Genomic DNA, 24,749 nt, shown 5'->3' on the forward strand with positions numbered 1-24,749 from the left:
TGATCGAAGGGTCCCACCCGCACCGCCCGTACCGAAGGAGCCGCAATGCCACGCACCAGACACCAGAGCCGCCTCGGGAACCGCGTCCGGGGCAGAACCGCGACGGCGGTGGTCGCCGCCGTCGCCGTGCTCGGCGGGCTGCTCGCCGGGGCGCTGCCGAGCGCGGCCGCCGCCGACGAGCCCGCACCGGTGGCCGTCGACCGGTTCGAGGGCGAGGTCCCCTTCGGCAACCCTCCGGCGGAGGGCATCTTCACCTGGGGCAGCGACGCCGACGACCACCCGGCGCTGCGGCTCGCCGAGCGCGCCGACGCGCCCGAGGGCTCCAAGGTCCTGGAGGGCACGTTCGACATCAGCGGCTGGGGCGGCTTCACCCACGACTTCGCCTTCGACCGGCCGGCCCACGACTGGACCGCCTTCAAGGGCATACGCTTCTGGTGGTACGGCCAGAACACCGCGCCCCTGCCGCCCGGTTCGGGCAAGCGGATCAACTTCGAGCTCAAGGACGGCGGCGCCAACGGCGAGGCGTCCGAGCTGTGGACCACGTCCTTCACCGACGACTGGGAGGGCTGGCACCTCGTCGAGATCCCGTTCTCCGAGTTCCGGTACCGGGCCGACTACCAGCCCGTCGGCGGCATCGACCAGATCCTCGGGCTCAACGAGATGTGGGGCTACGCCCTGACCCTGCCGCCCGGCTCCCCCGGCTCGTTCGCCCTGGACGGGGCGGAGCTGTACGGCAAGGCGGAGCCCGCGCTGAACACCGAGGTGATCACCGACGCCGCCGTGTACCCGGTGGCCGAGGGCGGCAGCGCGCGGGTGAAGGTGTCGGTGGCCACCACCGGTTCGGGCCCCATCGGCGAGCCCGTCACCGTCACGTACACCACCGGGAAGGGGACCGCCGAGGCCGGGAAGGACTACGCGCCGGTCAGCGGGACCCTGACCTTCCCGGCCGGCACCCCGTCCGGCACCTCGCAGACCGTCACCGTGGCGACGAGGAAGGACGGTGCGGCCGAGGAGGCCGAGACGATCCCGCTCGCCCTGGACGTGACCGGCGCCAAGGCGCCCGCCGAGACGCCGCAGGTCGTCGTGGACGCCCACGGCCTCCCGTACCTCGACAAGCGGCTGCCGGTGAAGAAGCGGGTCGCGGACCTCCTCGGGCGGATGACCCTGGAGGAGAAGGTCGGGCAGATGACCCAGGCCGAGCGCAACGCGCTGCGGTCACAGGGCGACATCGCCTCCTACCGGCTCGGGTCACTGCTCTCCGGCGGCGGCTCGGTGCCGACGCCCAACACGCCCGAGGCGTGGGCGAGGATGATCGACGCCTACCAGCTCAGGGCGCGGGCCACCCGCTTCCAGATCCCGCTGATCTACGGCGTGGACGCGGTGCACGGGCACAACAACGTCATCGGCGCGACGATCATGCCGCACAACATCGGCATCGGCGCCGGGCGCGACCCGAAGGTCGCCGAGCGGACCGGGGCGGTCACCGCCAAGGAGGTCCGGGCCACCGGCATCCCGTGGGACTTCGCCCCCTGCCTGTGCGTCACCCGGGACGAGCGCTGGGGTCGTTCGTACGAGGCGTTCGGCGAGGACCCGGCCCTGGTGAAGGCCATGGAGACGGTCATCGACGGCATGCAGGGCGCGAGCAGCGGCGCGGACCTGGACCGCAACGACAAGGTGCTCACCAGCGCCAAGCACTTCGTCGGCGACGGCGGTACGGAGTTCGGGTCGTCCACGACGGGTTCGTACACGATCGACCAGGGCGTCACCAGGGTGACCCGGCAGGAGCTGGAGGCGGTGCACCTGGCGCCGTTCGCCGAGGCGGTCAGGCGCGGGGCGGGCACGGTGATGCCCTCGTACTCCTCGCTCGACGTCATCGGGGACGACGAGGGCCCGGTGAAGATGCACGCCAACGCCGAGATGATCAACGGCGTCCTCAAGGGGCGGATGGGCTTCGAGGGGTTCGTGATCAGCGACTGGCAGGCGATCGACCAGATCCCCGGCGACTACGCGAGCGACGTGCGGACCTCGGTCAACGCCGGGCTCGACATGATCATGGTGCCGACCAACTACCAGGACTTCACCCGGATCCTGACGGAGGAGGTCACGGCCGGGCGGGTCTCCCGGGCGCGCGTGGACGACGCGGTCGCGCGGATCCTGACCCAGAAGTTCCGGCTCGGCCTGTTCGAGAAGCCGTACGCCGACACCACCCACCTCTCCTCGGTCGGCTCGGCCGCGCACCGCGCCGTGGCGCGGGAGGCGGTCGCCAAGTCCCAGGTGCTGCTGAAGAACGACGGCGGCGTCCTGCCGCTGAAGAAGTCGCAGAAGGTGTACGTCGCCGGCTCCAACGCCGACGACCTGGGCAACCAGGCCGGTGGCTGGACCATCAGTTGGCAGGGTTCGTCCGGCCGGAACACGACCGGCACGACGATCCTCGAAGGCATGCGCAAGGCGGCCCCGGACGCGGCGATCGACTACTCGAAGGACGCCTCGGCCGCGACCGGGGGATACGACGTCGGGGTCGTGGTGGTCGGCGAGACGCCGTACGCCGAGGGCATCGGCGACGTGGGCAACGGTCACGACCTGGAGCTGACGGCGGCGGACAAGGCGGCGGTGGACAAGGTCTGCGCGGCGATGCCGTGCGCGGTCCTGGTGGTCTCCGGGCGGCCGCAGTTGATCGGGGACCGGCTCGGGGCGATCGACGCCCTGGTGGCGTCCTGGCTGCCCGGCACCGAGGGCGACGGCGTGGCGGACGTGCTGTACGGGACGCGGCCGTTCACCGGCCAGCTCCCGGTCACCTGGCCGAAGTCCGAGGCGCACCTGCCGATCAACGTCGGTGACGCCTCGTACGACCCGCAGTTCCCGTTCGGCTGGGGGCTGACGACCCGGCCGGTCCCGCAGGCCGGGGGCGAGCTGACGCTCAAGGCGATCGGGGTCGCGGCCAAGGCGCTCCAGGCGGCCGGGCGCGGAACGTCTCCGGAGGGCCGGGAGCTGCTGTCCCGGGCGCGGGACGTCGTCCAGAAGAGGATCGGCCAGAACGTCACCCCGGCGACGGCCAAGCCGTTCGCGGAGGCGGACCGGCTGCTGCTCTCGGGCGACCTGACGGGCGCGGTCGCACGGCTGACGACGGCGTACCGGGCGGCCTGACGCGCGGTGTGCGCGCGAGGGGCCCTTCCCGCCGTACGGGGAGGGCCCCTCCTTCCGCCGACGGGGGTGCCGGCGGGGGTACCGGCGATCGGGGCGACGGGGGCGGTTCGGGGAAACCGGGGTAGAAGGACGGCATGGACAGCTCTTTCTGGATCGTGGTGGCCGTCGTCCTCGCGCTCGTGGTGGCGGGATACGCGGCCGTCCTGCTCGTGCGCGTCTTCCGGGCCCGCAGGCTGCTGCTCGACGCCGGCGTCCCGTTGCAGTCCAAGGCCCTCTTCTGGGCGGCCGTGGTGTACACGGTGTCGCCGGTCGACCTCATTCCGGACCCGGTCTACCTGGACGACGTCGGCGTCCTCCTGCTGGCCCTGCGCGCCCTGCACTCGGCGGCGGCCAGGAGCGGGGCGGACCGCGGGGAACTGAAGGGCTGACACGGAACGGGGCGGTCCCCGCAGCCGACGGCTGCGGGGACCGCCCCGTGGTGTCCGGCCGGGGTCAGACGGGGGCCGGACCGCCCCCGAGCGGCCCGCCTCCGAACGGTCCGCCCGTCCGGTAGTACACGGCGATCTCCTCCCGGTACTGCCGGTCGGCGAGGTGCTTGTCGGAGTGGAACTCCGGCGCGTCCTTGATCTGCTCCTTGGTCAGGTCGAGGTGCACCTCCTGCCCCTCCAGGTCGATCCGGGTGACCGCGCTCGCCGGGATCAGCACCTCCTTGCCGAAGATCCACACCCCGGTGTCGACGACCAGGTAGGAGTCGTCGACCTCGTCGGAGTGCTTGTCGACCTTGCCGATGTGCCCGTCGGACGCCTCGACCCGCCAGCCGGTCAGGTCCGTGCCCACCAGATGACCGAACGCCTGCCCGTAGCTCCACACGTTCTCCGCCATAACCGCTCACTCCTCCGTTCTCGGACGTCTCCTGAGGGGGACCGCCTGCCCCGAGGACCGGACCTCACACCCGTGCGACCGCCGGGTCACTCGGGAGGGGGGAGCTGCGACCGCACCCACGCGGGCTCGGGGTTGACGTGCGGCCGGCCCGCGACGAAGACGGTCGGGACGGTCTCGTCGCCGTCGTTGACGGCCCTCACCGTGGCCGCGCCGGCGGGGTCGCGCCAGATGTCGACCCAGTGCAGCCGGTGGGCGTCGCGGCCCAGCCGGGCGCGCAGGCGCAGGCAGTACTTGCAGCCCGGCCGCCAGAAGACGACCGGCCGCCCGTCGAGCGCGCTGCGGCGGCGCGCCTCCTCCGCGCCGATCGACCGGGGGAAGACCAGGGGCGAGTGCGCGCCCGCGAGGAGCACGAACAGCAGCAGGGTCGCCACCCCTCCCTCGGGGTTCTCGCGGAGGATCAGGCCGGCGACGACGGAGCCGCAGAGCAGGAACGACATCGGGAGGGTCCAGGCGCGCGTCATGGGGACGCAGGGTACCGAAGGGCCTTCGGCGGAGCACCGGCGGTGTCGGCGGCGGTTCGCCGTCGGCGTTCGTCGACGGCGCCTCTCCTCCCCCGGGTGCCGGGCGGTGGTCGTACCGGACCGCTCCGGATCACGTCCGATCGCTTGGGGTCAGAGGCCCGGGACGACGAGGCCGCTCTCGTAGGCGACGACGACCGCCTGCGCGCGGCTGGCCAGGCCGAGCTTCCCCATGGCGCGGTTGAGGTGGGTCTTGACGGTGGCCTCGCTGATGTGGAGTTCCCCGGCGATCTGTCCGTTCGACAGGCCCTTGCCGGTCAGTTGGAGCACCTCGCGCTCCCGGCCGGTCAGCGCGTCGAGTTCGGGGGCCCCGGCCCGTACGGGCTCCTCGGCGGGGGCGGCGCGGTGGGCGAACGCCTCGACGAGGCGCCTGGTGACGCTCGGGGCGAAGAGGTGGTCGCCGCCCGCCACGGCGGTCACGGCCGCCAGGAGCCGTTCGGGGCCGGAGTCCTTGAGCAGGAAGCCGGAGGCGCCGACGCGCAGCGCCCCGTACACGTACTCGTCGAGGTCGAAGGTGGTGAGGATCAGGACGCGGGGCGCCGGGTCGGGCGCCTCGGCGAGGATGCGGGCGGTGGCGTCGATCCCGTTGCCGCCGGGCATGCGGACGTCCATGAGGATGACGTCGGGGCGGAGCTGCCCCGCGAGGGCCACGGCCTCCTCGCCGTCCACGGCCTCGCCGACCACCTCCGTGCCCGGGGCGGCCTTCAGGAGCCCGACCAGGCCCGCGCGGATGAGGAACTGGTCGTCGACGACCAGGACCCTGATCACCTGGCTCATCCGAGGGGTGGTTCTCCTGTCGCGCCGGCGGGTTCAGCCCTCCCGGGGCGCCGGCGGGAGCCGGTCGTCCGGGTCGGGGCCACCGCGACGGCCGGTGGCGGGCAGTGCGCCGGCCCGTGCCGTGAGGGGCAGGGTCAGTCGCACGGCGAAACCGCCGCCGTCGTCGCGCGGGCCGATGTCGATCCGCCCGCCGTACAGCTTGGCCCGCTCCCGCATGCCGATCAAGCCGTGGCCGGTTCCTGTGGGCAAGTGGGCCGGAATCGTTCGCCCGCCCTCGTTGGTGACGGCCACCTCCAGGTACCGCGGCCCGTAGCGGACGACGACCTCGGTCGCGGCTCCGGGCGCGTGCTTGAGGACATTGGTGAGCGACTCCTGGACGACGCGGTAGGCGCAGAGGTCGGCGCCGGAGCCGATCGGACGGGGGACTCCCTCGACGGTCAGCGCGACGGGCGTCCCTCCGGCCCCGACCCGTGCCGCGAGTTCGTCGAGGCGGGCCAGACCGGGCATCGGGCGGTCCGGCGCGCGCGGGTCGGTGCCCTCGCGCAACAGCGTGAGCATGCGGCGGAGTTCGTCGAGCGCCTCGGTGCCCGTGTCGGCGATGGTGTCCAGGGCGGCGCGCGCGGTGGCCGGATCGCTGTCGAAGACGAACCGCGCGAGGCCCGACTGCACGGAGATCACGGCCATGTGGTGGGCGACCACGTCGTGGAGTTCCCGGGCGATCCTGCCGCGTTCGTACGCGACCTCCCGCCGGGCCCGTTCCTCCTGTTCGAGGGCGAGCGCGCGGGTGAGTCCGGTGGTCCTGCGCGAGAGGGCGCCGAACCACCAGAGGACGGCGGGGAAGACCACCGCCTGGCCCGCGGCCGAGGCCAGTGAGCCGTCGTGCCAGCCGTAGAGCTCTTTGAGCAGACCGGCGCCGAGCCACGTCAGGCCGGTGACCGCCGCGCCGGGCACCGAGATCCGGGCCGGGCGCTCCGAGGCGAGGGTGTAGGTCGCCAGGAGCGTGGCCAGGGAGTTGACCACGGGCCAGTACCCCAGGGCCGCGTAGACCGCGAAGCCGCTCTGCGCGAGGACGAACACGGCGACGGGGAAGCGCGTCCGGACCACGGCGGGCAGGTTGACCACGACGACGAGCGCGTAGGCCGACGGGTCGAGGGCCGGCCAGTCCTCGGCGGTGGCGTCCTGTCCGAGGAGCAGGGCCAGTCCCGTCATCGCGACGCCTATGAGCGCGTTGACGAGGGGGCCGCGGAGAGGACGGAGCTTCATCGCGGCAGCCTAGCCACCCGTGATCGTCCGGGCGTCAACCCAGGGGCATACCACGGTGGTTGTACGGACCGGGAGGCGTACGGGCCTTGTGCGGTACGAGTCGTGCGCCGCACGGGCCCTCCGGGCCCGGTGTCCGGTGACGGGGCGCGTGTACCGCGTGCGTTGCAGGCGTCCGGCGCCTACCGCGCCGGGTGGAAGGGCGAATCGTTCCAGGAAGGGATGTGGGCCCACCGGCGGGCGTCTACGGTCGGAGGACAGTGAGCGGATGCCAGAACTCCCCCGCAGACCAGGGGCGTTCGTGGGTCCGCCTCACGCAGGACACGGAACGGGGAGGGCGAGAGGGAGATGGCGACGCGCGGGGGAACCGGGGACGAGCCCACCAGCTACGGGCTGCGGCCGCCGGTGCCGCCTCCCCGGACCGGAACGGCCGGCCCGCGTCCGGCGGATCCCGGGGGCCCGGGAGATTCTGCGGGTCGGGCGGATTCCGTACGTCCCGGGAGTTCCGCGGGCCCAGAGGATTCCGCGAGTCCGGGGGCTTCCGTACGGCCCGGGGATTCCGCGGATCCGAGGGGTTCCGTACGTCCCGGGGATTCCGCGGGTCCGGCGGGTTCCGCGAGTCCGGGGGAACGGCACGAAGGGCCGGTGGAGGGTTCCCGGCCGGCCGGTGGGCCGTCTCCCTCGGAGGCCGGTGCCGGCCGGCTGCTGGGGGGGTCGCTACCGGTTGCTCGAACGCCTGGGCGCGGGCGGCATGGGCACGGTGTGGCGGGCCCGGGACGAGGTCGTGGACCGTGACGTGGCCGTCAAGGAGCCCCGGGTCCCGGAGCACTTCTCCGCCGCCGAGCGCCGTACCGCCCACGAGCGCATGCGGCGCGAGGCACGGGCCGCGGCCCGGATCGACCATCCCTCCGTGGTCACCCTCCACGACGTCGTCGTCGAGGACGACCGGCCGTGGATCGTGATGGAGCTCCTGCGGGGCAGGTCCCTGGCCGAGGTCCTCGACGAGGGCACCCTGGAGCCCCGGGAGGCCGCGCGGATCGGGCAGGCCGTCCTGGGCGCGCTCCACGCCGCTCACGAGGCCGGCGTGCTGCACCGGGACGTCAAGCCCGGCAACGTGATGGTCTGCCGTCACGACCGGGTCGTCCTGACCGACTTCGGCATCGCCCAGGTCGAGGGCGAGCAGAAGCTCACCGAGACCGGGAGCTTCATCGGCTCCCCCGAGTACCTCGCTCCCGAGCGCGTCCTGGGGCGGCGGCCGGGCCCGGAGTCCGACCTGTGGTCCCTCGGGGTGACGCTCTACCAGGCGGTCGAGGGCGTCTCGCCCTTCCGCCGCCGGACCACCCCCACCACCCTCCAGGCGATCCTCCTCGCGGAGCTGCCGCCGCCCCAGCGCTCGCGGGAGATGACGGCGCTGATCACCGGCCTGCTGCGGAAGGAGCCCGAGAGCCGCCTCACCGTCCAGGCCGCGCGCCCCCTCCTGCACGCCCTCGCCGCTCCCCCGGCCCGTCCCGCGCCGGTGCGCACACCCACCGTGGTGGTGGACGGCGCGCCGGGCGGGCCGCCCGCCCCGCTGCCGGTACGACCGCTCCGCGGCCGTTACGGTGCCGGGGCCGCCGCCGTGGTCGTCCTGGTGCTGGTCGTCACCCTGGTGCTCCGGTTCACGGGCGACGGGACGCCGGAGGGCTGGAAGAGGTACGACGAGTACCGGATGGGACTGTCCGTCGCGGCCCCGAGCGACTGGGCGATCGCCGTCGAGGACAAGCTGGACAAGGAGAACGGGGCCTACCGAGGCACCCGTTACACCACGCCCAAGGGCGACACGTGGCTGCTCGTGGACCGGATGGAGAAGGCCACCGAGACCCCCCGGGCGATCGCCGAGCGGTGGAAGAGGGAGCACGAGTCGGCCTCTCCGCCGGCCGGCGGCGCTCCCGGCGTCGCCACCGTCGAGTCCACCACCCAGCAGGGCCGTGACGCGGCGGTCATCACCGAGACCTACAGCCGGCAGGAGGGGGACGACGTCACGCGGCGGCTGTACAAGACCCTCATCGTCGTCACCACCCGGCAGGAACGCGTGACCCTGGGGGTGGACGTGCCCGACGGGAAGAGCGCGGCGAAGACCGCCGGGGACCTGCTGGAGAAGGCCCGCTCCGGTTTCGAGATCCGGAACCCCTAGGGGGCGCCGCGGACCCGTGCGTCCGGTGCGCCGCCGCGTCGGTGTGCGGCGGTCACACGCTCGTCAGGAGGTCGTCGAGGGGGCCCGGGACCCGTCCGGTGTCGAGAGCTTCCGCCAGGAGGTGGCCGTAGCGGATCTTGCGGCCCTTCTTCGTGCCGAGGAAGCGCCTCAACTGCCGCTCCCGGGGACGGCCGTGCTGGGCGGGCTGGTTCAGGAAGGTCTGCCAGGCGCGCAGGTCGCCCTCCGCCCGGACGATCTCCTCGACCGCTCCCGGGCCCAGCGCGCGGACGAGTTCGTCCTCCAGGTCCGCCACGCAGACGAAGAAGCCGTCGGCCGGCGCCCCGGCCCGCTCCAGGCCGCGGGCGTAGAAGCCCCGCTCGTTCTCGTCGCACAGTCCCGTCAGCCGCAGGCCCAGGCCGGGCGGGCCGAGCAGGGCGGCGTAGCGGGCGATGTTCATCGCCCCGCCCATCGGGACCACGCACACGCCCTCCGAGGCGAGGTCCCGCCCGTGCCGTGCGGCCAGGGCCTCGACGGCCGCGGAGTCGCTCGGTCCTTCCAGGAGCACCGCCGTCCTCGCCCCCAGGGCCGCGGCCAGTTCCCTCGCCGCGGTCCCGGGGCCGCCGTCCGCCCAGCGTCCGATCTCTTCCTGGAGCGCCTTCATGTCCGCCATGGGGAGAGTCTGCGCCTCCACCGGCCGGTACGGCACCTAATATCGCGGGCCCCGCCGTTCGCGGACCCGCCGTTCCCCGGGCCGCGAGGGCCCGGCGGTGGTCACGCCTCCCGGGGAGTCAGACGGCAGCGGGCCGGCCCCGCCGCCTGGAGGGTGATGGCGGAGGTGAGGGGCACCTCGGTGTCGACGGCCTCGAACCCGTACCGCTGGAGGATCATCGCCAGGGCGATCACCGACTCCAGCATCGAGAAGTGCTGGCCGATGCAGGCGCGCGGGCCGCCGCCGAAGGGGAACCAGGCGTAGCGGGGCCGGGCGGCCTCCGCCTCGGGCGTGAAGCGGTCGGGGTCGAAGCGCTCGGCGTCCTCCCAGTAGTCCGGGTGGCGGTGGGTGACCCAGGGCGCCACGAGGACGTCCGCGCCCGCCGGGACGGCGACGCCGCCGATCTCGGTGGCGGCGACGGCGCGGCGGCCGATGACCGGGGCGGCCGGGAAGAGGCGCATGGCCTCCTTGAGCACCTGGGTGACGTAGGGCAGCGCGTCGAGGTCGGCGGCGCCGGGGACGCGGCCGGCGAGGACCCGGTCGACCTCCTCCTGGGCCCGCTTCTGCGCCTCCGGGTGGAGGCCGAGCAGGTGGAGGGCGAAGCCGAGGGAGGTGGCGGTGGTCTCGTGCCCGGCGAGCAGGAACACGAGGACCTGTTCGCGCAGTTCGGTGGCGTCGAAGCTGCCGTCCTCGGCGCTCTCGGCCCCGACGAGGAGGGTGAGGAGGTCGTCTCCCCCGTCCGACGCCCGGCCGGAGTCCCGGCGTTCGGCGATGATGCGGTCGCAGACCTCGTACAGCGCCCGGTGGACGGCGGCGGCCCTGCGGTTGCCGGGGGTGGGCCAGTCGCGGGGGACGTTGAGGGGGGAGAAGCCGCGGCGCAGGACGTAGGCGCCGAGTTCGGGGAAGCTGCGCTCCACGATCTCCACGGCCGCGTCGACGTCCGTGCCGAAGAGGATGCGGGCGACGGCGCGCAGGGCGAGCCGGGCCATCTCCTGGAGGACGTCGACGGATTCGGCGCCGCCGTCCCGCCACTCGCCGGTGAGGGTGGTGACCTCGGCGGCGACGGCCGCGGCGTAGCCGTCGACGCGGCGGCGGGTGAAGAGGGGCTGGACGAGCCGGCGCTGCCGGAGGTAGTCCTCGTCCTGGCTGGTGAGGAGGCCGTTGCCGAAGGACTCGCGGAGCTCCTGGTAGAAGGCGTTGTCCTTGCGGAAGTTGGCCGACTCCCCGGCGAGGACCTGCTGGGCGCCCTCGGCGGAGAAGACGCCGTAGAGGGTGGCGCGGACGCCGGGCGGTCCCGCGGTGATCCGGACGACGTCCCCGTGTTCGCGCCGGGCGCGCAGGAAGGTCGCCAGGGAGTCGTTCTTGAGGTCGAACATGGAGCCGAGCAGCGGGAGCCCCGAGAGCTCGGGCGCTTCGGTACCGGTGGTGGTGGCCATGGACGGTTCCCCCTCGATCGTCGCCTGCCGGTGATTCTCCCCCAGGAAGTGACTCTCTGGTAGGGAAGGCCGAGCAGCGGGCCGCATCTGGCCCGTTGGCGTGAGACGGTCGTCTGTCAGTGGCGTCTGGGAAGCTCGCGGCATGGACCGAACCGCACCGCCGGAGCCCCCCGGGCGTTCCGAGCGCCCCGAGTTGACCCTGCAACTGACCATCGACTGCGCGGACCCGCAGCGCCTCGTGCCCTTCTGGCTGGAGGCCCTGCGGTACGTCCCCGATCCGCCGCCCGCCGGCCACGCCACCTGGCGGGCGTACTGGGAGGCCATCGGCGTCCCCGAGGAGGAGCTGGGCGGGGACGCCGGGGAGCTCCCGGAGTCCATCGTGGACCCGGAGGGCACGGGCCCCCGGGTCTGGTTCCAGCGCGTCCCGGAGCCCAAGACCGTCAAGAACCGCGTCCACCTCGACCTCAAGGTCGGCGGCGGCCGCGGGGTCCCGCTCGCGCTGCGCCGCGAGCGGGTGGACGGCGAGGTGGCCCGGCTGACGGCGATCGGCGCGACCGTCCTGTACGCGATGGACCGACCGAACGGCATGGACTACTACGCGGTGGTCCTCCAGGACCCGGAGGGGAACGAGTTCTGCCTCGTCTGACCGGCCGGGGTCGGAGGGGGCCCCGCCGTCGCGGCGGGGGCGGACGGCGGCGCCCGTTCCGTACCCTGGCGGCATGCGCATGCGCCCCACCCTGAGCTGGACCCCCGCCGAGGACCTGCCGCCGGGCACCACGGACCCGGAGCCGGTCGCCGACGCGCTGGGGGCCGGCGGCGTGCTGGTGCTCAGCGGGGCGGGCCTCTCCACGGAGTCGGGCATCCCCGACTACCGGGGCGAGGGCGGAAGCCTGAGCCGGCACACGCCGATGACCTACCAGGACTTCACCGCCAGTGCCCCGGCCCGGCGCCGCTACTGGGCGCGCAGCCACCTGGGCCGGCGCGCCTTCGGCCGCGCCCGCCCCAACGCCGGGCACCGGTCCGTGGCCGCCTTCGGGCGGCACGGCCTGCTCTCGGGCGTGATCACCCAGAACGTCGACGGTCTGCACCAGGCCGCCGGCAGCGAGGACGTCGTGGAGCTCCACGGCGGCCTGGACCGGGTCGTCTGCCTCTCGTGCGGCGCCTTCAGCCCGCGCCGCGACCTCGCCCGGCGGCTGGAGGAGGCCAACCCGGGCTTCGATCCGGTGGCGGCCGGGATCAACCCGGACGGTGACGCCGACCTCACCGACGAGCAGGTCGGGGACTTCCGCGTGGTGCCCTGCGCGGTCTGCGGCGGCGTCCTCAAGCCGGACGTGGTGTTCTTCGGCGAAGCCGTGCCGCCGGCGCGGGTCGAGCACTGCCGCGAGCTGGTCCGCGGGGCGACCTCGCTGCTGGTCCTGGGCTCCTCGCTGACGGTGATGTCCGGGCTCCGGTTCGTCCGTCAGGCGGCCCAGGCCGGGAAGCCGGTACTGATCGTCAACCGGGATCCGACACGGGGCGACCGGCACGCCGTCACCCGCGTCGCGCTCCCCCTGGGTGCGGCCCTCACCGACGTGGCCGACCGCCTCGGCATCCCCGTCGACGACGGGGACTGAGGGAGCGGCTCGTACGGGTGCGGGCCCGGGGCGCGGTCGTCTCCCTCCGCGCCCCGGGCCGACGGACGCACCGCGGATCAGCCCTCTCGGCGGGCGGCCCAGACGGTCCGCTCGGTGCGTACGCCGAGGTCCTCGCGCCGCAGGACGCTGTGGGGTCCGTCGGTGTCGAGCAGCCGGTCGAGCGCGGCGAGGTCCTCGGGCGGGAGCAGGTCGGCGACGCCCTGCCGGATGCGTCGCAGGCCGCCGAGGGCGTACGCGCCGACCGTGTCGTCGCGGGAGGCCTCGATGTTCACGGTGAGCGTGCGTTGCCCGTCGAGGGCGAACCCGGCGTCGGTGAGCATCGGCCCCCAGTCGGCGCCGCGGTGCGGTACGTGCTCGGTGTGGAAGCGCTCGCTCGCGGTGTGGCAGCGCTCTTCCAGACCGGGACGCTCCTCCGGGGCGTCCTCGGGCAGGAAGCGGGGGAAGCCGGCCAGTTCGACCACCGCGAACAGCCCGCCCGGGGCGAGGAGGCCGTGGACCTGGCGCAGGGCGCGGTCGGGGTGGCGCATGTGGTGCAGGGAGGCCGAGGCCCACACCAGGTCGGGGGTGCCGAGGTCGGGCCAGTCGGCCGGGTCGAGGTCGGCCTGCACGGTGCGCACGCGTTCCTCCACGCCCCTGGCGCACGCCTTCTCCCTCAACCGCTGGAGGTGCGCGGCCGAGGAGTCGACGGCGGTGACGTGGGCTTCGGGGAAGCGGTCGAGGAGGGCGAAGGTGCCCGCTCCCGTGCCGCAGCCCAGGTCCACGATCTCGCGCGGGGGCGTCCGGACGGGCAGCCAGGAGACGAGGCCGGCGATGTGCTCGGCGAGGACCTCCGCGTCCAGGTCGAGGAGCTCCGCCTGGTCGTCCGCCCTGCGGGAGGGGCCGGGGGAGCCGTCGTGGGAGTGGCCGGAGGAGGCACCGTGGGCATGGGAGGCGTCATGGGCGTGGGAGGGGAGGTGTGCGTGGGTCATGGCTCCACGCTAGGACGGCCATGCGCCTGCGGCACGACTTCATTCCGTTTACGCAAGGAGATCGTCCCGTCCGCTGCCCGAGGCGCAAGACGCGGCCGCCCGTGCCGCCTCATCGGCCGGGCGGATCCCGGGGCTCGCGGTCGCCGTTGTCGCGCTGGTGGCCGCGGCGGGCGTCGCGGTCGAAGATGCCCAGGACCTCGCAGGGTCCCCCTTCCGCGCCGATCGCGTGCGGCATCATCGTCGGGAACTCCGCCGCCTGGTCGGTCTCGATGCGGAAGCGGCGGTTTCCCAGCAGGAGGGTCGCGGTGCCGGACAGGACGACGAGCCATTCCCGCCCCGGGTGCGCGCGCATGCGGGAGGGGTTGTCCGGCGGCGGGTCGGTCATCCGCTGGCGTATGACGGTCACGCCCGGCTCGCCCTTGATCGGCCAGCGCATCTGCCCGCGCGTGCCGTCGATCATCGGGCTGATGACGACGTCGTCGGCGGCGGTCTCCACGAGCTGGTCGAGCGTGGTGTCCAGGGCGCGGGCGAGGACGACCAACTGGTCGAGGGCCAGGCGGCGCTGACCGTTCTCGATGCGGCTCAGGGAGGACTGGCTGAGCCGGGCGCGGGTGGCCAGCTCCTCCAGTGACCAGCCCTGCGCCACGCGCAGGGCGCGGATCCGCTTGCGCACCAGACCGTCCAGATCCTCGTCCTCTTGCCTCATGGGCAACAGCGTATGCCCTCACCGCAACGAGCGGTCGGCATCCTTCCTTGGCACGGTCACGGGGTTCCGGAGCGGCGCTGGTCGCTCTCCTCACGGAGGGCGTCGGTGCGGTGGGCGAGGGTGCCGACCCGTTCGGCCAGGTCCGGGTGGCGGGGGATGAGGTGGCGGTGGGTGCGGGCGAGGGGCTCCAGGAGCAGGGCCGGATCGTCGTCCGCGAGGGCTTCGCCGAGGTCGTGCCGGAGGGCGTCGGGAAGGGTGTCGAGGGCGGTGATCTGGCCGGCGAGGCGGCGCAGGTCGGCGGCGTTGCCCCGGGCCCAGGTGGTGACGGTGCGGTCGGCGGCGCGGCGGTCGCGGGTGGCCTGGACGCGCTGCTCCCCGGTGGCGCCGGGACTGCCGGGGCGCACCCGCAGATAGCGGCGCTCGGCCGCCTGCCGGCTGGTGACCCCGAGGGGGTGGGCGAGCTCGGCCCAACTGGCGCCCGCGTCGCGCGCGGCCTCGATGAGACCGGGCTCCCAGCCCGCGAGCTGCTCGCGCAGTTCGCGCAGGAGCAGGAGCGCGGCGAGCGCCTCCTCGGAGGAGGTTCCCGAAGGGTCGCCCTGCCCACCCGGGGCGTCCGACGCGTCCGGCGTGCCCGCCGCGTCCACGGACCGGGCCTTCCGCACGGTTTCGCCCATCGCGGCGAGGGCCGTGAGAGCTGCGTGGAAGGTGACGGGAAGGTCGGCTCCTGTCATGGGATCACATCCTCTCCGCTTGTCGTCTTTCCGTTGACGATGGACTTGTCGTCCATCCGTTGACATGCTACAACGGTGTCAGGTGAAGCGCATTGGCAGTCACTGCCTGATCCCACTTGGAGGTGTTCCGCGATGTTGATGCGCACCGACCCGTTCCGCGAACTCGACCGCCTCACGCAGCAGATGCTGGGCACGAGCGGCACGTGGTCCCGTCCCTCCGCGGTCCCGATGGACGCCTACCGCGAGGGCGACGCGTATGTGATCGTCATGGATCTGCCCGGGGTGTCGACGGACGCGATCGACATCGACGTCGAGCGGAACATGCTGACGGTCAAGGCCGAGCGCCGGCCCGTCCCCAAGGCCGACGACGTCCAGATGGAGCTGTCCGAGCGGCCCCTCGGCGTCTTCTCCCGGCAGCTCATGCTCGCCGACACCCTCGACACCGAGAAGATCACGGCCGACTACGAGGCCGGCGTCCTCACCCTGCGGATCCCGATCGCCGAGCGCGCGAAGCCCCGCAAGATCGCCATCGGCCGCGGCGACGGCCGCAAGCAGATCAGCGGCTGAACCGCCGCGAGGCCGGAGCGGGGGACGGAAGCCCGTCTCCCCTCCCCCGCTCCCCCGTCACCTCTCCTCGCTCCCGCTCCCCGTCACTCCGCCTCCCCACCCGAAGGAAGGGGCCGTGATGAGACCGCGATGGCACGCGTTCCTCGACCGCGTACGGGAACGCGGTGACTACGACACGCCCGAGGAGGCCGAGCGGGCCGCCCGCGTCGTCCTGGCGCTGCTCGGCGCCCATCTGGTCGGCGACGTGCGGGCCGCGCTCGCCGCCCGCCTCCCGGAGACCTTCGCCGTCGTCCTGCTCAACCCCCTCCAGGCGCGCGAACCGCTCTCGCCGGAACGCTTCGTGCGCGCGACGGCCGCCTGGATCGAGGGAGCCACCGAGCAGACCGCGGCCTGGGACGTCAGCGCCGTCCTCAGCGTCGTCGCCGACGCCGCCGGCGAGGAGCTCACCGGCCAGACGCTGCTCCAGCTCCCGCCCGGCTACGACCTCCTCTTCGGCCGGCCCCACCTCTCCCGGTGAGCCCGGCCGACCCCGCCCCGCCCGAACCGGCCCCCCTCGCCCCGCCCGAACCAGTCCATCCCGTCGACACCCGTCCACCCCGTCGACACCGTCCGCTCCGCCCGGCCCCGCCGGGCCGGGCCCGAAGAGAACGGCGATGCACACGATCATGACCCTCCGGACCGAGACGACGACCCCCCTGTCCCCCACAGCCCTCACGGCCCCCGCGCCCCGGCCCGCGCCGGCGTCGGCCCCGGCCTCGGCACCCGACGCGGTCTCCTACTCCGGCCTGCTCGAACGGGTCCGCTACGAAGGCGCCTACCCCACCCGCGAGCGGGCCGAGGAGTCCGTGAGCGCCGTGCTCGCGGCCCTGGGGCGACAGCTCGTCGGTGACGAACGGGTCGAACTCGCCGCCCGCCTCCCCGTCGAGGCGGCCCTGACCTTCACCGCCCAGGTGCCCGCCACCACCCCCCTCACCGGCTGGGAGTTCGTCAAGGACCTGGCCCGGCGCACCGGCGGCAGCCTCGCCACCACCCGCTGGGACGTCGGTGCCGTCCTCGCCCCCGTCGCCCAACTGGCCGGTCCCGCGCTGGTCGACCGCATCGTCGACCAGCTCCCCTCCGGCTACGCCCTCCTCTTCGGCAAGGCCGAACTCCGCCCGCCCCGGAGCACGACGCGCACGGCCCGTACGGCCCGCGCGGTCCGTACGGCACGCCCCTTCGCGGACCGGGGAGTCGCCTAGGGACGCCCCTGGGCGCCGGAAACGTCACTCGAACGAGGGGTGTGGCCGTCCCGCCCCATTCCGCCGGAGCCGACCGGGTAAGTATGATCAAGCGATGTCTGACATGACCGAGACCACGCCCGGCTGGCTGTCCACGGACGACCTGGAAATGGCCAGGGCCCACATGCCCATCCTGTACGTCGAGGCCGTGCCCGTGCGCGTGGACGACAGCGGCGAAGTCACCAGCGTCGGACTGCTCCTGCGCATAGGCGCGGACGGAACGATCAGCCGCACCCTGGTGTCCGGCCGCGTCATGCACCACGAGCGGGTCCGCGACGCGCTGCTGCGCCACCTGGAGAAGGACCTCGGCCCGGTGGCCCTGCCCCGGGTGCCCGCCTCCCTGCAACCCTTCACCGTCGCCGAGTACTTCCCCACGGCGGGCATCACCCCGTACCACGACCCCCGCCAGCACGCGGTGTCCCTCGCCTACATCGTGCCGGTGACCGGCGACTGCCGTCCCCGTCAGGACGCCCTCGACCTCGTCTGGTTCAGCCCGCAGGAGGCGGCCTCCCCGGCCGTGCAGGGCGAGATGCCGGGCGGCCGTGGCGTCCTCCTCAAGCAGGCCCTCGCACACGTCGGCCACACCTACTGAGGCCCTCCTGCCGCGCCCGCGGGGCGGTGGCCGCGACGGGACGGCATCCGGTCCGAACCGGGGCGGAGTACCGCGTGGCACCGCCCCGGTGACGGTCCCGCGCGCTTACGGTGCCCCCATGACGACAGAACCGGAAGGGGACCGGGCCGGATCGGCCGACGTCCGCGCGGCCCGGGCGGCCATCGAGTCCTATCTGAGCCGTACGGGTCAGGGCGGGAAGGCCCCGGAGGACGCCCGGGAGGGCTCCCGGGAGGGCGAGGACGCGGCCCCGGGCGACCGCCACATCGACGACGCCACGGCGGAGCGCATCGCCCGCGAGGCGTGGGACGCGGTCCTCGCGGCAACGCCGCCCCCGCCCGACCCCGGCACCGACCCGGCTCCCGCGCGGGGCGCCCGGGAACCCGCGGAGGTCACCGAACTGCGCGGGCGGGCGATCTCCGTCGCCCGCGGCCTGCACCGACTCGGCTACCACCTCGACGAGACGCTCCTGCCCGGCCCCGACATGGCCGCCGGTTAGCGCGGGCCCGCCGACGGCGAAGACCGGCCCCCCGGCAGCAGGGGCCGGTCCGTTCGGGTGGTCGCAGAACCTTCACACGAGCCGTCGCGCGTCGGACGCCGATCCGGGCACCCGCACGGGGAGCGAGGAAACGCGGTTCGGCGAGTCCGACGCGTTCGACGAGGAGGAAGTGTGCCATGGTTGCGATCGCCGTCCTGCTGCTCCCCCTGCTGGGACTGCTGCTGTTCCTCATGGACCGGGTCGAGGACCGGGTGACGAGTCCGCCGAAGGCCTCGCGCCACGCCGGCCGCCACCTCCGGCTGGTGAAGGACCCCGGCCGCCCGGCCGCCCGGCGCCGTCCGGCGCGGCACCGGTCGGTCCGGGGCGGAGCCGCGTCCGGGAGCGGGACCACCGTGGACACCGGACGGGCCGACGCCGCCTGACGACGTGGGCTTATGCGCGCCGAGCGGGGGCACCCGCAGGGGCATGGTCACATCTCACCACGCAGGAGACGAAGAACGCGGCGACGAGGCCGCGGAGCGCGCGACGCCGACGCCCGAGGAGGTCGGGCCGGGACCCGAGGTCGAGCGGCGCGCGCCGGACGCCCCCACCGACCTGAAGGGCCGGTCCTGGCTCGGGGTCCTCAAGGGGTCGGTGCGGGAGTTCAAGGACGACGAACTGACGGACCGTGCGGCCGCCCTCACCTACTACGGCATCCTGGCCCTCTTCCCGGCCGTCCTGGTGCTCCTCTCACTGCTCGGCATCAGCGGGAAGTCGACCACCGACCGGGTGATGGAGAACCTGCGGGAGCTCACCCCCGGCCCGGCCCGCGACATGCTGAACAACGCCGTGGAGCAGCTCCAGGGGCAGGCCGGCACGGGCTCGGTCATGGCGATCGTCGGCGTGGTGCTCGCCCTCTGGTCGGCGTCGGGCTACGTGGGGGCGTTCATCAGGGCGGCCAACCAGGTCTACGACATGCCGGAGGGCCGCCCGGTGTGGAAGCTCCTGCCCGTACGGGTCGGGATGACGGCCGTCCTGATGGTCCTCGCGGTCGTCAGCGCCCTGATCGTGGTGTTCACCGGCACCCTGGCGCGCCAGGCCGGGACCGCGCTCGGCATCGGTGACACCGCGCTGACGGTGTGGTCGATCGCCAAGTGGCCGGTCCTGGTCCTGCTGGTGTCCGCCATGATCGCGCTGCTGTACGGGGCCAGCCCCAACGCCAAGGTCAAGGGGTGGAAGTGGATCACCCCCGGCAGTTTCCTGGCCCTGCTGATCTGGATGCTCGCCTCCGCCGGGTTCGCGCTGTACGTCAGCCAGTTCGCCTCGTACAACAAGACGTACGGCACGATGGCCGGCGTCATCGTCTTCCTGGTCTGGCTCTGGATCAGCAACCTCGCCCTGCTCCTGGGGCTGGAGTTCGACGCCGAGACGGTGCGGCAGCGGGCCGTGCTAGGCGGGATGCCGCCGGACCAGGAGCCGTACACCGAGCCGCGGGACACCCGCGCCTGGGACGAGGAGGACGTGCGCCGGTTCGAGGAGGCCGAGCGGAACGCCGGGGCGCGGCGGTCGCCCGGCGACGCGCCGGGGAAGCGGGCGTAGGGGCGGTGGTCCCGGTCCCGCTCCGATGGACCGCCCCGGGGTGCATGAACCCTCCGGGAAAGGTCAGATGCGACGCATGAGGACAGCAGAACGCGGGCCCGTGCCCGGCACCGTCGTCGTGGTCACGGGCGCGTCGAGCGGGATCGGACGCGCCGTGGCACGGGCGTTCGCCGCGTGCGGCGCGCGCCTGGTCGTCACCGCCCGCAGCGCGGACGCCCTGGCGGAGGTGGCGCGGGAGTGCACGGCCGCGCACGACCGGGCCGAGGCGGCGGCCGTCCCCGCCGACGTCACGGACGAGGCCGCGACGGCCCGGGTGGCCCGGGCGGCGCTCGACCGGTACGGCCGGATCGACGTCTGGGTGAACGCGGCCGGGGTCGGCGTCCTGGGCCGCCTCGACCAGGTGCCGTCGGACGACGTGCGGCGGCTGTGGGAGGTCAACGTCCTGGGCGTGTTCCACGGGCTGCGGGCGGCGCTGCCCGCGATGCGCTACCGGGGCCGGGGCGTGATCGTCAACGTCTCGTCCCTGCTCGGGGGCGCCGTCGAGGCGCCCTACCAGGGTCCCTACGCGGCCTCGAAGGCCGCCCTGATCACCCTCGACGAGGTGCTGCGCCAGGAGCTGGCGCTCTCCGGGGACCACGGGGTCGCCGTCTGCACCGTCCTTCCGACCGGCGTCGACACCCCCTTCTTCCAGCACGCGGCCAACCGTTCGGGCCGTCGCGTGCGGTCCCTGCCGGCCGTCGCCACCCCCGAGCGGGTCGCGGCGGCCGTCGTGCGCGCGGCGGTCCGCCCCCGGCGGCGCGTGGTCGTCGGACCGGGCGCGCGGCTCCTGCCGGCCGCCCACGCCCTGGCGCCCGGCCTGGTGCGGCGCGTGATCCGACGGCGTACCGAGAAGACGTACTTCGGCGGTCCGGGCACGGCCCCGGACAGCGCCGGGATCCTCCACGACCCGTCCGGGGACACCGCGGCGGTGTCCGGCGGGCGGCACGCGCGCCTCCGTACGGCGGGGCGCCGGGCCGCCGCCCTGGCCGCCGGGGCCGGAGTGGTGGCCGGTGCCCTCCGCGTCCGCTCCCGGCGTCCGCTCCGGCTTCCCTCCTGACCTCTCCACCGACCTCCCCCCTGACCTTCCTCCCGACTTTCTTTCTGAGGAGATCGCAGCCATGGCACAGTGGAACCGCCTCGTCGAGGCCACGCCCGAGGACGTCTGGTCGGTCCTGAGCGACGGCCGGCTGTACTCGCGGTTCGTGGTCGGCACCCACGACACGTGGGAGGAGGACGGGGAGTGGCCCGCCCCGGGCGCCGAGCTGGGATACGTGCTGAAGCTCGGGCCGAAGTCGTACCGGGGCCGCACCACCTCCCGGATCTGCGAGCCGGGCCGCCGCCTCGAACTGGAGGCGAAGACCGACCTGGGCTCCGCCCGCATCGCCTTCCGCCTGGTGCCGTGGGGCGGCGACACCCTCGTCATCGTCGACGAGCACCCCCTCCGGGGCCCCGCGGCGCGCTGGCACAACACGGCCGTCGACACGCTGACGCGCTGGCGGCACCGCGGAATGCTGGCGCGTCTGGAGGAACTGGCCGTCGCCCGGGCCCGGGAAGCGGGCCGCGGGCGGGGAGTCCGGCCGTGACGGCGCCCGACGCGGTGGTCATCGGCGCCGGGCCCAACGGCCTGGTGGCGGCCAACCTCCTCGCCGACGCCGGATGGCACGTGGTCGTCCTGGAGGCCCGGGACGAGCCGGGCGGGGCCGTGCGCAGCGACCGGGGCGTCCACCCCGACTACGTCCACGACACGTTCAGCGCCTTCTACCCGCTCGCCGCCGCGTCGCCGGTGATCCGGGACCTGGCGCTCGACCGGCACGGCCTGCGCTGGAGCCACGCCCCCGCCGTCGTGGCCCATCCGCTCGCCGACGGGCGCTGCGCGGTCCTCGAACGCGACGTCCGCGGGACCGCGGCGTCGACGGCCGGATTCGCCGCGGGCGACGGCGCGGCCTGGGAGCGGCTGCACCGGCTCTGGCGCGGTGTCGCCGACGACCTGATCGGTTGTCTGTTCACCCCGTTCCCGCCGGTGCGGGCGGGCGCGCGGCTCCTCGCCCGGACCGGTCCGAACGACGCGCTGCGGCTGCTGCGCACGATGCTCCTGCCCGCCCGGCGCTTCGGCGAGGAGAACTTCGCGGGCGACGGCGGGAAGCTGCTGATCGCCGGGAACGCGCTCCACGCCGACCTGGGCCCCGAGTCGGCCCTCGGCGGCGGCTTCGGCTGGCTCATGAGCATGCTCGGTCAGGACCACGGCTTCCCCGTGCCGGTGGGCGGCGCGGGCCGCCTCACCGACGCGCTCGTGGCGCGGCTGCTCGACCGGGGCGGCGAGCTGCGCTGCGGCCACCCCGTGGCGCGGGTCGTGGTCCGCGGCGGGCGGGCGGTCGCCGTCCGCACCGAGGACGGCACCGAGGTCCCCGCGCGGCGGGCGGTCCTCGCCGACGTCCCGGCGCCCCTGCTGTACGAGCGGCTCGTCGGCGAGGAGCACCTGCCGCCGCGGCTCCGCGCCGAGCTGCGCCGCTTCCAGTGGGACTTCTCCACGGTCAAGGTGGACTGGGCGCTCGACCGCCCGATCCCCTGGACCTCCGAGGGCGCGCGGCGCGCCGGGACCGTGCACGTCGCCGAGGGCATGGACGCGCTCACCCGGTTCGCCGGGCAGATCGCCATGCGGCAGGTGCCGGAGGTGCCGTTCACCGTGCTCGGGCAGATGACCACGGCGGACCCGAGCCGCTCCCCCGCCGGTACGGAGTCTGCGTGGGGCTACACGCACGTCCCGCAGCACATCCGGTCCGACGCCGGGAAGGACGGCATCCGCGGGCGCTGGGACGAGCGCGAGAAGGAGGCGATCGCCGACCGCGTCGAGGCGGGCATCGAGCGCCTGGCGCCCGGGTTCCGCGCCACGGTCCGCGCCCGGCGGGTGCTGGCGCCGCCCGACCTGGAGCGGCTCAATCCGGCCCTGGTGGGCGGGGCCGTCAACCAGGGCACCACCAACCTGCACCAGCAGCTCGTCTTCCGTCCCGTGCCGGGCACCGGGCGGCCGCGCACCCCGATCCGGGGCCTCTACCTCGCCTCCGCCACGGCGCATCCGGGCGGCGGCGTCCACGGGGCCCCCGGTGCCAACGCGGCCCGCGCCGCCCTCAGGGGCCCGCACCTCCCCCGGCGGCGCCGCTGAGGCGGTGCCGGAGGCGCCGCACGAGGAGGGACCGCCTCTTCTCGCGCCCCCCGCACACCTCCCCTCACGCGCCCCGCGAGAAGGATCGAGGAAAACTCGGCCGGTGGTGTCGAGATCCCGTACTCCGCTCCGTCCCGGGGGTGAACGCGACCACAATGGGTCGCACGCCCTTCGAGGAGAGGTCACGATGGCCAAGTACCTGCTGCTGAAGCACTACCGGGGCGCCCCGGACCCGGTCAACGACGTGCCGATGGACCAGTGGACCCCGGAGGAGATCTCGGCGCACATGCGGTACATGAACGACTTCGCGGACCGGCTGCGGGAGAGCGGGGAGTTCGTCGACGGCCAGGCGCTCGCCCCGGAGGGGGCGTGGGTGCGCTACGACGGCGAGGGCCGCCCGCCGGTCACCGACGGCCCGTTCGCCGAGACCAAGGACCTCATCGCCGGCTGGATGGTGATCGACGTCGACACCCACGAGCGCGCCGTCGAGCTGGCGGGCGAGCTGTCGGCCGCCCCCGGGGCGGGCGGGAAGCCGATCCACGAGTGGCTGGAGGTGCGCCCCTTCCTGACCGCCCCTCCCACCACCACGGAGTGGTGCCACTGATGGACGAAGCCCTGCTCAGGGGTCTCGTCCCGGGTGTCCTCGGGATCCTCGTCCGCCGCGGAGCCGACTTCGCGGCGGCCGAGGACGCCGTGCAGGACGCCCTGGTCGAGGCGGTCCGCGTCTGGCCGGCCGGTCCGCCGCGGGATCCGAAGGGCTGGCTGGTCACCGTGGCCTGGCGGAAGTTCCTCGACGCGGCCCGGGCGGACACCGCCCGCCGCCGGCGCGAGGACCGCGTCGAGGAGGAGCCGGCTCCCGGGCCCGTGTCCGCCGTGGACGACACGCTCCGGCTCTACTTCCTGTGCGCCCACCCGTCGTTGACGCCGTCGTCGGCGGTCGCGCTCACGCTGCGCGCCGTGGGCGGGCTGACCACCCGGCAGATCGCCGAGGCCTATCTGGTGCCCGAGGCGACCATGGCGCAGCGCATCAGCCGGGCCAAGCGAACGGTCTCCGGCGCGCGCCTCGACCGGCCCGGCGACGTGGCCACCGTGCTGCGCGTCCTCTACCTCGTCTTCAACGAGGGGTACTCGGGCGACGTCGACCTCGCCGCCGAGGCGATCCGGCTCACCCGGCAGCTCGCGGCCGTGATCGACCATCCGGAGGTGTCGGGGCTGCTCGCCCTGATGCTGCTCCACCACGCCCGGCGCGCGGCCAGGACCGCGCCCGACGGCAGCCTGGTTCCGCTCGCCGAGCAGGACCGGGGCCGGTGGGACACGGGGATGATCGCCGAGGGCGTCGGGATCCTCCGGGCGGCCCTCGCCCGCGACCGGCTGGGCGAGTTCCAGGCGCAGGCCGCCGTCGCGGCGCTGCACGCCGACGCGCCCACCGCGGAGGAGACGGACTGGGTGCAGATCGTCGAGTGGTACGACGAGCTCGCGCGCCTGACGGACAGCCCGGTCGTCCGGCTCAACCGCGCGGTGGCGGTCGGCGAGGCCGACGGGCCGCGGGCGGGCCTGGCGGAGCTCGCGGCGCTGGACGGCGCGCTGCCCCGGTACGCGGCGGTGGAGGCGTACCTCCACGAGCGCGCCGGTGACACGGCGACGGCGGCCCGGCTGTACGCCGAGGCGGCCCGCAGGGCGCCCAACCTGGCCGAGCGGGACCACCTGACGCGCCGGGCGGCCCGGCTCAACACCGACCGGGGCCGCTGAGCCCGCCGAAGCCGCTGGTGGGGGCATGCCCCCGGGGCCGGGAGGCAGCCGCGGTGCGGTGTTCCCGGGGCTGTCCGGCGGCCCCCGTCCATGCTCCGCAGGACGGCCACTGGCGCGTCCGGCCCCGTGCATGAATCGGGTGGCGATGGGCAGCCGCCCCTCTGGCGGCCGGGGCCCTGGCGGCCGTGCGGGTCGCCGTCGGACGGACGGCCGGCGGAGTCGAGCGAGGCGCCGCCGGTGCTCGGCGGCGAACGGCACGTCGTGCGGTTCGC

General features: G+C 74.5%; 26 protein-coding genes. 17 read left to right on the plus strand and 9 right to left on the minus strand.

The window, feature by feature from the left end:
• Positions 1 to 45 precede the first annotated feature (45 nt).
• Together ACFYNX_RS11725 and ACFYNX_RS11730 are read left to right on the plus strand one after the other, a co-directional pair.
• Positions 46 to 3,144 carry a glycoside hydrolase family 3 N-terminal domain-containing protein gene (locus ACFYNX_RS11725; protein ID WP_388660383.1) on the plus strand — a complete coding sequence of 1,033 codons (3,099 nt, stop codon included), beginning with the start codon at positions 46 to 48 and terminating at the stop codon, positions 3,142 to 3,144.
• 134 nt (positions 3,145 to 3,278) lie between these two features.
• A complete protein-coding gene (locus ACFYNX_RS11730) occupies positions 3,279 to 3,572 on the plus strand; it encodes a YkvA family protein (RefSeq protein ID WP_365547928.1) in 294 nt (97 codons plus the stop codon).
• 64 nt (positions 3,573 to 3,636) lie between these two features.
• On the opposite strand, the gene ACFYNX_RS11735 is transcribed toward ACFYNX_RS11730, so the two are convergent.
• The 4 genes from ACFYNX_RS11735 to ACFYNX_RS11750 all read right to left on the minus strand — a co-directional run bounded on the left by ACFYNX_RS11735 (position 3,637) and on the right by ACFYNX_RS11750 (position 6,644).
• Positions 3,637 to 4,026: a PRC-barrel domain containing protein gene (locus ACFYNX_RS11735; protein WP_125663727.1), complete on the minus strand. Its 390-nt coding sequence runs from the start codon at positions 4,024 to 4,026 to the stop codon at positions 3,637 to 3,639.
• Between the two features lie 86 nt (positions 4,027 to 4,112).
• On the minus strand, positions 4,113 to 4,547 hold the full coding sequence (locus ACFYNX_RS11740) for a glutaredoxin domain-containing protein (protein ID WP_388660387.1): 435 nt from the start codon (positions 4,545 to 4,547) through the stop codon (positions 4,113 to 4,115).
• A gap of 150 nt (positions 4,548 to 4,697) precedes the next feature.
• The gene (locus ACFYNX_RS11745; RefSeq protein WP_388660390.1) at positions 4,698 to 5,381 is read right to left on the minus strand and encodes a response regulator; all 684 of its coding nucleotides are present in this window, start codon (positions 5,379 to 5,381) and stop codon (positions 4,698 to 4,700) included.
• A 33-nt stretch (positions 5,382 to 5,414) separates the two neighbouring features.
• A complete protein-coding gene (locus ACFYNX_RS11750) occupies positions 5,415 to 6,644 on the minus strand; it encodes a sensor histidine kinase (RefSeq protein ID WP_388660393.1) in 1,230 nt (409 codons plus the stop codon).
• Positions 6,645 to 7,365: 721 nt separating this feature from the next.
• Here ACFYNX_RS11750 and ACFYNX_RS11755 point away from each other — a divergent pair.
• On the plus strand, positions 7,366 to 8,814 hold the full coding sequence (locus ACFYNX_RS11755; RefSeq protein ID WP_388660397.1) for a serine/threonine-protein kinase: 1,449 nt from the start codon (positions 7,366 to 7,368) through the stop codon (positions 8,812 to 8,814).
• Positions 8,815 to 8,866: 52 nt separating this feature from the next.
• On the opposite strand, the gene ACFYNX_RS11760 is transcribed toward ACFYNX_RS11755, so the two are convergent.
• A complete protein-coding gene (locus tag ACFYNX_RS11760; RefSeq protein WP_365547913.1) occupies positions 8,867 to 9,484 on the minus strand; it encodes an ATP-dependent endonuclease in 618 nt (205 codons plus the stop codon).
• 101 nt (positions 9,485 to 9,585) lie between these two features.
• A complete protein-coding gene (locus ACFYNX_RS11765) occupies positions 9,586 to 10,959 on the minus strand; it encodes a cytochrome P450 (RefSeq protein WP_388660400.1) in 1,374 nt (457 codons plus the stop codon).
• A 142-nt stretch (positions 10,960 to 11,101) separates the two neighbouring features.
• On the opposite strand from ACFYNX_RS11765, the gene ACFYNX_RS11770 reads away from it, so the two are divergent.
• Together ACFYNX_RS11770 and ACFYNX_RS11775 are read left to right on the plus strand one after the other, a co-directional pair.
• A complete protein-coding gene (locus ACFYNX_RS11770; RefSeq protein WP_388660403.1) occupies positions 11,102 to 11,605 on the plus strand; it encodes a VOC family protein in 504 nt (167 codons plus the stop codon).
• Between the two features lie 73 nt (positions 11,606 to 11,678).
• Positions 11,679 to 12,572: an NAD-dependent protein deacetylase gene (locus ACFYNX_RS11775; RefSeq protein ID WP_388660406.1), complete on the plus strand. Its 894-nt coding sequence runs from the start codon at positions 11,679 to 11,681 to the stop codon at positions 12,570 to 12,572.
• A 77-nt stretch (positions 12,573 to 12,649) separates the two neighbouring features.
• Here the strand turns inward: ACFYNX_RS11775 and ACFYNX_RS11780 are convergent, their stop codons facing one another.
• From ACFYNX_RS11780 to ACFYNX_RS11790, 3 genes are all read right to left on the minus strand, one after another.
• The gene (locus tag ACFYNX_RS11780; RefSeq protein ID WP_388660409.1) at positions 12,650 to 13,561 is read right to left on the minus strand and encodes a class I SAM-dependent methyltransferase; all 912 of its coding nucleotides are present in this window, start codon (positions 13,559 to 13,561) and stop codon (positions 12,650 to 12,652) included.
• 109 nt (positions 13,562 to 13,670) lie between these two features.
• Entirely contained in the window at positions 13,671 to 14,267 is a 597-nt protein-coding gene (locus ACFYNX_RS11785) for an XRE family transcriptional regulator (RefSeq protein ID WP_365547898.1), read from the minus strand.
• 56 nt (positions 14,268 to 14,323) lie between these two features.
• A complete protein-coding gene (locus tag ACFYNX_RS11790) occupies positions 14,324 to 14,998 on the minus strand; it encodes a type III effector protein (RefSeq protein ID WP_388660412.1) in 675 nt (224 codons plus the stop codon).
• A gap of 132 nt (positions 14,999 to 15,130) precedes the next feature.
• Between ACFYNX_RS11790 and ACFYNX_RS11795 the strand changes: the two genes are divergently transcribed.
• The 12 genes from ACFYNX_RS11795 (at position 15,131) to ACFYNX_RS11850 (ending at position 24,477) form a co-directional block, all read left to right on the plus strand.
• Entirely contained in the window at positions 15,131 to 15,565 is a 435-nt protein-coding gene (locus ACFYNX_RS11795; RefSeq protein WP_125663750.1) for an Hsp20/alpha crystallin family protein, read from the plus strand.
• A 118-nt stretch (positions 15,566 to 15,683) separates the two neighbouring features.
• Positions 15,684 to 16,082 (plus strand): DUF2267 domain-containing protein, encoded by a 399-nt coding sequence (locus tag ACFYNX_RS11800; RefSeq protein ID WP_388661527.1) that lies wholly within the window; start codon positions 15,684 to 15,686, stop codon positions 16,080 to 16,082.
• A gap of 148 nt (positions 16,083 to 16,230) precedes the next feature.
• Positions 16,231 to 16,803 carry a DUF2267 domain-containing protein gene (locus ACFYNX_RS11805; RefSeq protein WP_388661530.1) on the plus strand — a complete coding sequence of 191 codons (573 nt, stop codon included), beginning with the start codon at positions 16,231 to 16,233 and terminating at the stop codon, positions 16,801 to 16,803.
• A gap of 103 nt (positions 16,804 to 16,906) precedes the next feature.
• Positions 16,907 to 17,434, plus strand: a complete 528-nt coding sequence (locus ACFYNX_RS11810) for an NUDIX hydrolase family protein (protein ID WP_356540579.1) — start codon at positions 16,907 to 16,909, stop codon at positions 17,432 to 17,434.
• Positions 17,435 to 17,552: 118 nt separating this feature from the next.
• The gene (locus tag ACFYNX_RS11815) at positions 17,553 to 17,951 is read left to right on the plus strand and encodes a hypothetical protein (protein WP_388660415.1); all 399 of its coding nucleotides are present in this window, start codon (positions 17,553 to 17,555) and stop codon (positions 17,949 to 17,951) included.
• A 176-nt stretch (positions 17,952 to 18,127) separates the two neighbouring features.
• Positions 18,128 to 18,373, plus strand: coding sequence for a hypothetical protein (locus tag ACFYNX_RS11820; RefSeq protein WP_388660418.1), 246 nt, complete (start codon positions 18,128 to 18,130; stop codon positions 18,371 to 18,373).
• Between the two features lie 43 nt (positions 18,374 to 18,416).
• Positions 18,417 to 19,529 carry a YihY/virulence factor BrkB family protein gene (locus tag ACFYNX_RS11825; protein ID WP_365547883.1) on the plus strand — a complete coding sequence of 371 codons (1,113 nt, stop codon included), beginning with the start codon at positions 18,417 to 18,419 and terminating at the stop codon, positions 19,527 to 19,529.
• Positions 19,530 to 19,605: 76 nt separating this feature from the next.
• Positions 19,606 to 20,625 (plus strand): SDR family NAD(P)-dependent oxidoreductase, encoded by a 1,020-nt coding sequence (locus ACFYNX_RS11830; protein WP_388660421.1) that lies wholly within the window; start codon positions 19,606 to 19,608, stop codon positions 20,623 to 20,625.
• Positions 20,626 to 20,686: 61 nt separating this feature from the next.
• A complete protein-coding gene (locus tag ACFYNX_RS11835) occupies positions 20,687 to 21,151 on the plus strand; it encodes an SRPBCC family protein (protein WP_388660424.1) in 465 nt (154 codons plus the stop codon).
• Positions 21,148 to 22,728 carry a phytoene desaturase family protein gene (locus ACFYNX_RS11840; protein WP_388660428.1) on the plus strand — a complete coding sequence of 527 codons (1,581 nt, stop codon included), beginning with the start codon at positions 21,148 to 21,150 and terminating at the stop codon, positions 22,726 to 22,728. The genes ACFYNX_RS11835 and ACFYNX_RS11840 overlap by 4 nt, the downstream gene beginning before the upstream one ends.
• Before the next feature lie 187 nt (positions 22,729 to 22,915).
• Complete coding sequence (locus ACFYNX_RS11845) at positions 22,916 to 23,332, plus strand: YciI family protein (RefSeq protein WP_365547873.1); 417 nt, start codon at positions 22,916 to 22,918, stop codon at positions 23,330 to 23,332.
• Positions 23,332 to 24,477 (plus strand): RNA polymerase sigma factor, encoded by a 1,146-nt coding sequence (locus tag ACFYNX_RS11850; protein ID WP_388660431.1) that lies wholly within the window; start codon positions 23,332 to 23,334, stop codon positions 24,475 to 24,477. The genes ACFYNX_RS11845 and ACFYNX_RS11850 overlap by 1 nt, the downstream gene beginning before the upstream one ends.
• Positions 24,478 to 24,749 lie beyond the last annotated feature (272 nt).

Origin of the sequence: Streptomyces sp. NPDC007872 (genome assembly GCF_042868165.1) — a bacterium.
In the GTDB taxonomy this organism is placed as follows: Bacteria; Actinomycetota; Actinomycetes; order Streptomycetales; family Streptomycetaceae; genus Streptomyces.

Coding starts and splice junctions, on each gene's coding strand:
- ACFYNX_RS11800 (WP_388661527.1), top strand. CDS start 15,684: ATGAGACCGCGATGGCACGCGTTCCTCGACCGCGTACGGGAACGCGGT.
- ACFYNX_RS11825 (WP_365547883.1), top strand. CDS start 18,417: ATGGTCACATCTCACCACGCAGGAGACGAAGAACGCGGCGACGAGGCC.
- ACFYNX_RS11790 (WP_388660412.1), bottom strand. CDS start 14,998: ATGACAGGAGCCGACCTTCCCGTCACCTTCCACGCAGCTCTCACGGCC.
- ACFYNX_RS11845 (WP_365547873.1), top strand. CDS start 22,916: ATGGCCAAGTACCTGCTGCTGAAGCACTACCGGGGCGCCCCGGACCCG.
- ACFYNX_RS11740 (WP_388660387.1), bottom strand. CDS start 4,547: ATGACGCGCGCCTGGACCCTCCCGATGTCGTTCCTGCTCTGCGGCTCC.
- ACFYNX_RS11850 (WP_388660431.1), top strand. CDS start 23,332: ATGGACGAAGCCCTGCTCAGGGGTCTCGTCCCGGGTGTCCTCGGGATC.
- ACFYNX_RS11775 (WP_388660406.1), top strand. CDS start 11,679: ATGCGCATGCGCCCCACCCTGAGCTGGACCCCCGCCGAGGACCTGCCG.
- ACFYNX_RS11795 (WP_125663750.1), top strand. CDS start 15,131: ATGTTGATGCGCACCGACCCGTTCCGCGAACTCGACCGCCTCACGCAG.
- ACFYNX_RS11730 (WP_365547928.1), top strand. CDS start 3,279: ATGGACAGCTCTTTCTGGATCGTGGTGGCCGTCGTCCTCGCGCTCGTG.
- ACFYNX_RS11830 (WP_388660421.1), top strand. CDS start 19,606: ATGAGGACAGCAGAACGCGGGCCCGTGCCCGGCACCGTCGTCGTGGTC.
- ACFYNX_RS11760 (WP_365547913.1), bottom strand. CDS start 9,484: ATGGCGGACATGAAGGCGCTCCAGGAAGAGATCGGACGCTGGGCGGAC.
- ACFYNX_RS11780 (WP_388660409.1), bottom strand. CDS start 13,561: ATGACCCACGCACACCTCCCCTCCCACGCCCATGACGCCTCCCATGCC.
- ACFYNX_RS11770 (WP_388660403.1), top strand. CDS start 11,102: ATGGACCGAACCGCACCGCCGGAGCCCCCCGGGCGTTCCGAGCGCCCC.
- ACFYNX_RS11750 (WP_388660393.1), bottom strand. CDS start 6,644: ATGAAGCTCCGTCCTCTCCGCGGCCCCCTCGTCAACGCGCTCATAGGC.
- ACFYNX_RS11735 (WP_125663727.1), bottom strand. CDS start 4,026: ATGGCGGAGAACGTGTGGAGCTACGGGCAGGCGTTCGGTCATCTGGTG.
- ACFYNX_RS11815 (WP_388660415.1), top strand. CDS start 17,553: ATGACGACAGAACCGGAAGGGGACCGGGCCGGATCGGCCGACGTCCGC.
- ACFYNX_RS11810 (WP_356540579.1), top strand. CDS start 16,907: ATGACCGAGACCACGCCCGGCTGGCTGTCCACGGACGACCTGGAAATG.
- ACFYNX_RS11745 (WP_388660390.1), bottom strand. CDS start 5,381: ATGAGCCAGGTGATCAGGGTCCTGGTCGTCGACGACCAGTTCCTCATC.
- ACFYNX_RS11725 (WP_388660383.1), top strand. CDS start 46: ATGCCACGCACCAGACACCAGAGCCGCCTCGGGAACCGCGTCCGGGGC.
- ACFYNX_RS11785 (WP_365547898.1), bottom strand. CDS start 14,267: ATGAGGCAAGAGGACGAGGATCTGGACGGTCTGGTGCGCAAGCGGATC.
- ACFYNX_RS11805 (WP_388661530.1), top strand. CDS start 16,231: ATGACCCTCCGGACCGAGACGACGACCCCCCTGTCCCCCACAGCCCTC.
- ACFYNX_RS11765 (WP_388660400.1), bottom strand. CDS start 10,959: ATGGCCACCACCACCGGTACCGAAGCGCCCGAGCTCTCGGGGCTCCCG.
- ACFYNX_RS11835 (WP_388660424.1), top strand. CDS start 20,687: ATGGCACAGTGGAACCGCCTCGTCGAGGCCACGCCCGAGGACGTCTGG.
- ACFYNX_RS11820 (WP_388660418.1), top strand. CDS start 18,128: ATGGTTGCGATCGCCGTCCTGCTGCTCCCCCTGCTGGGACTGCTGCTG.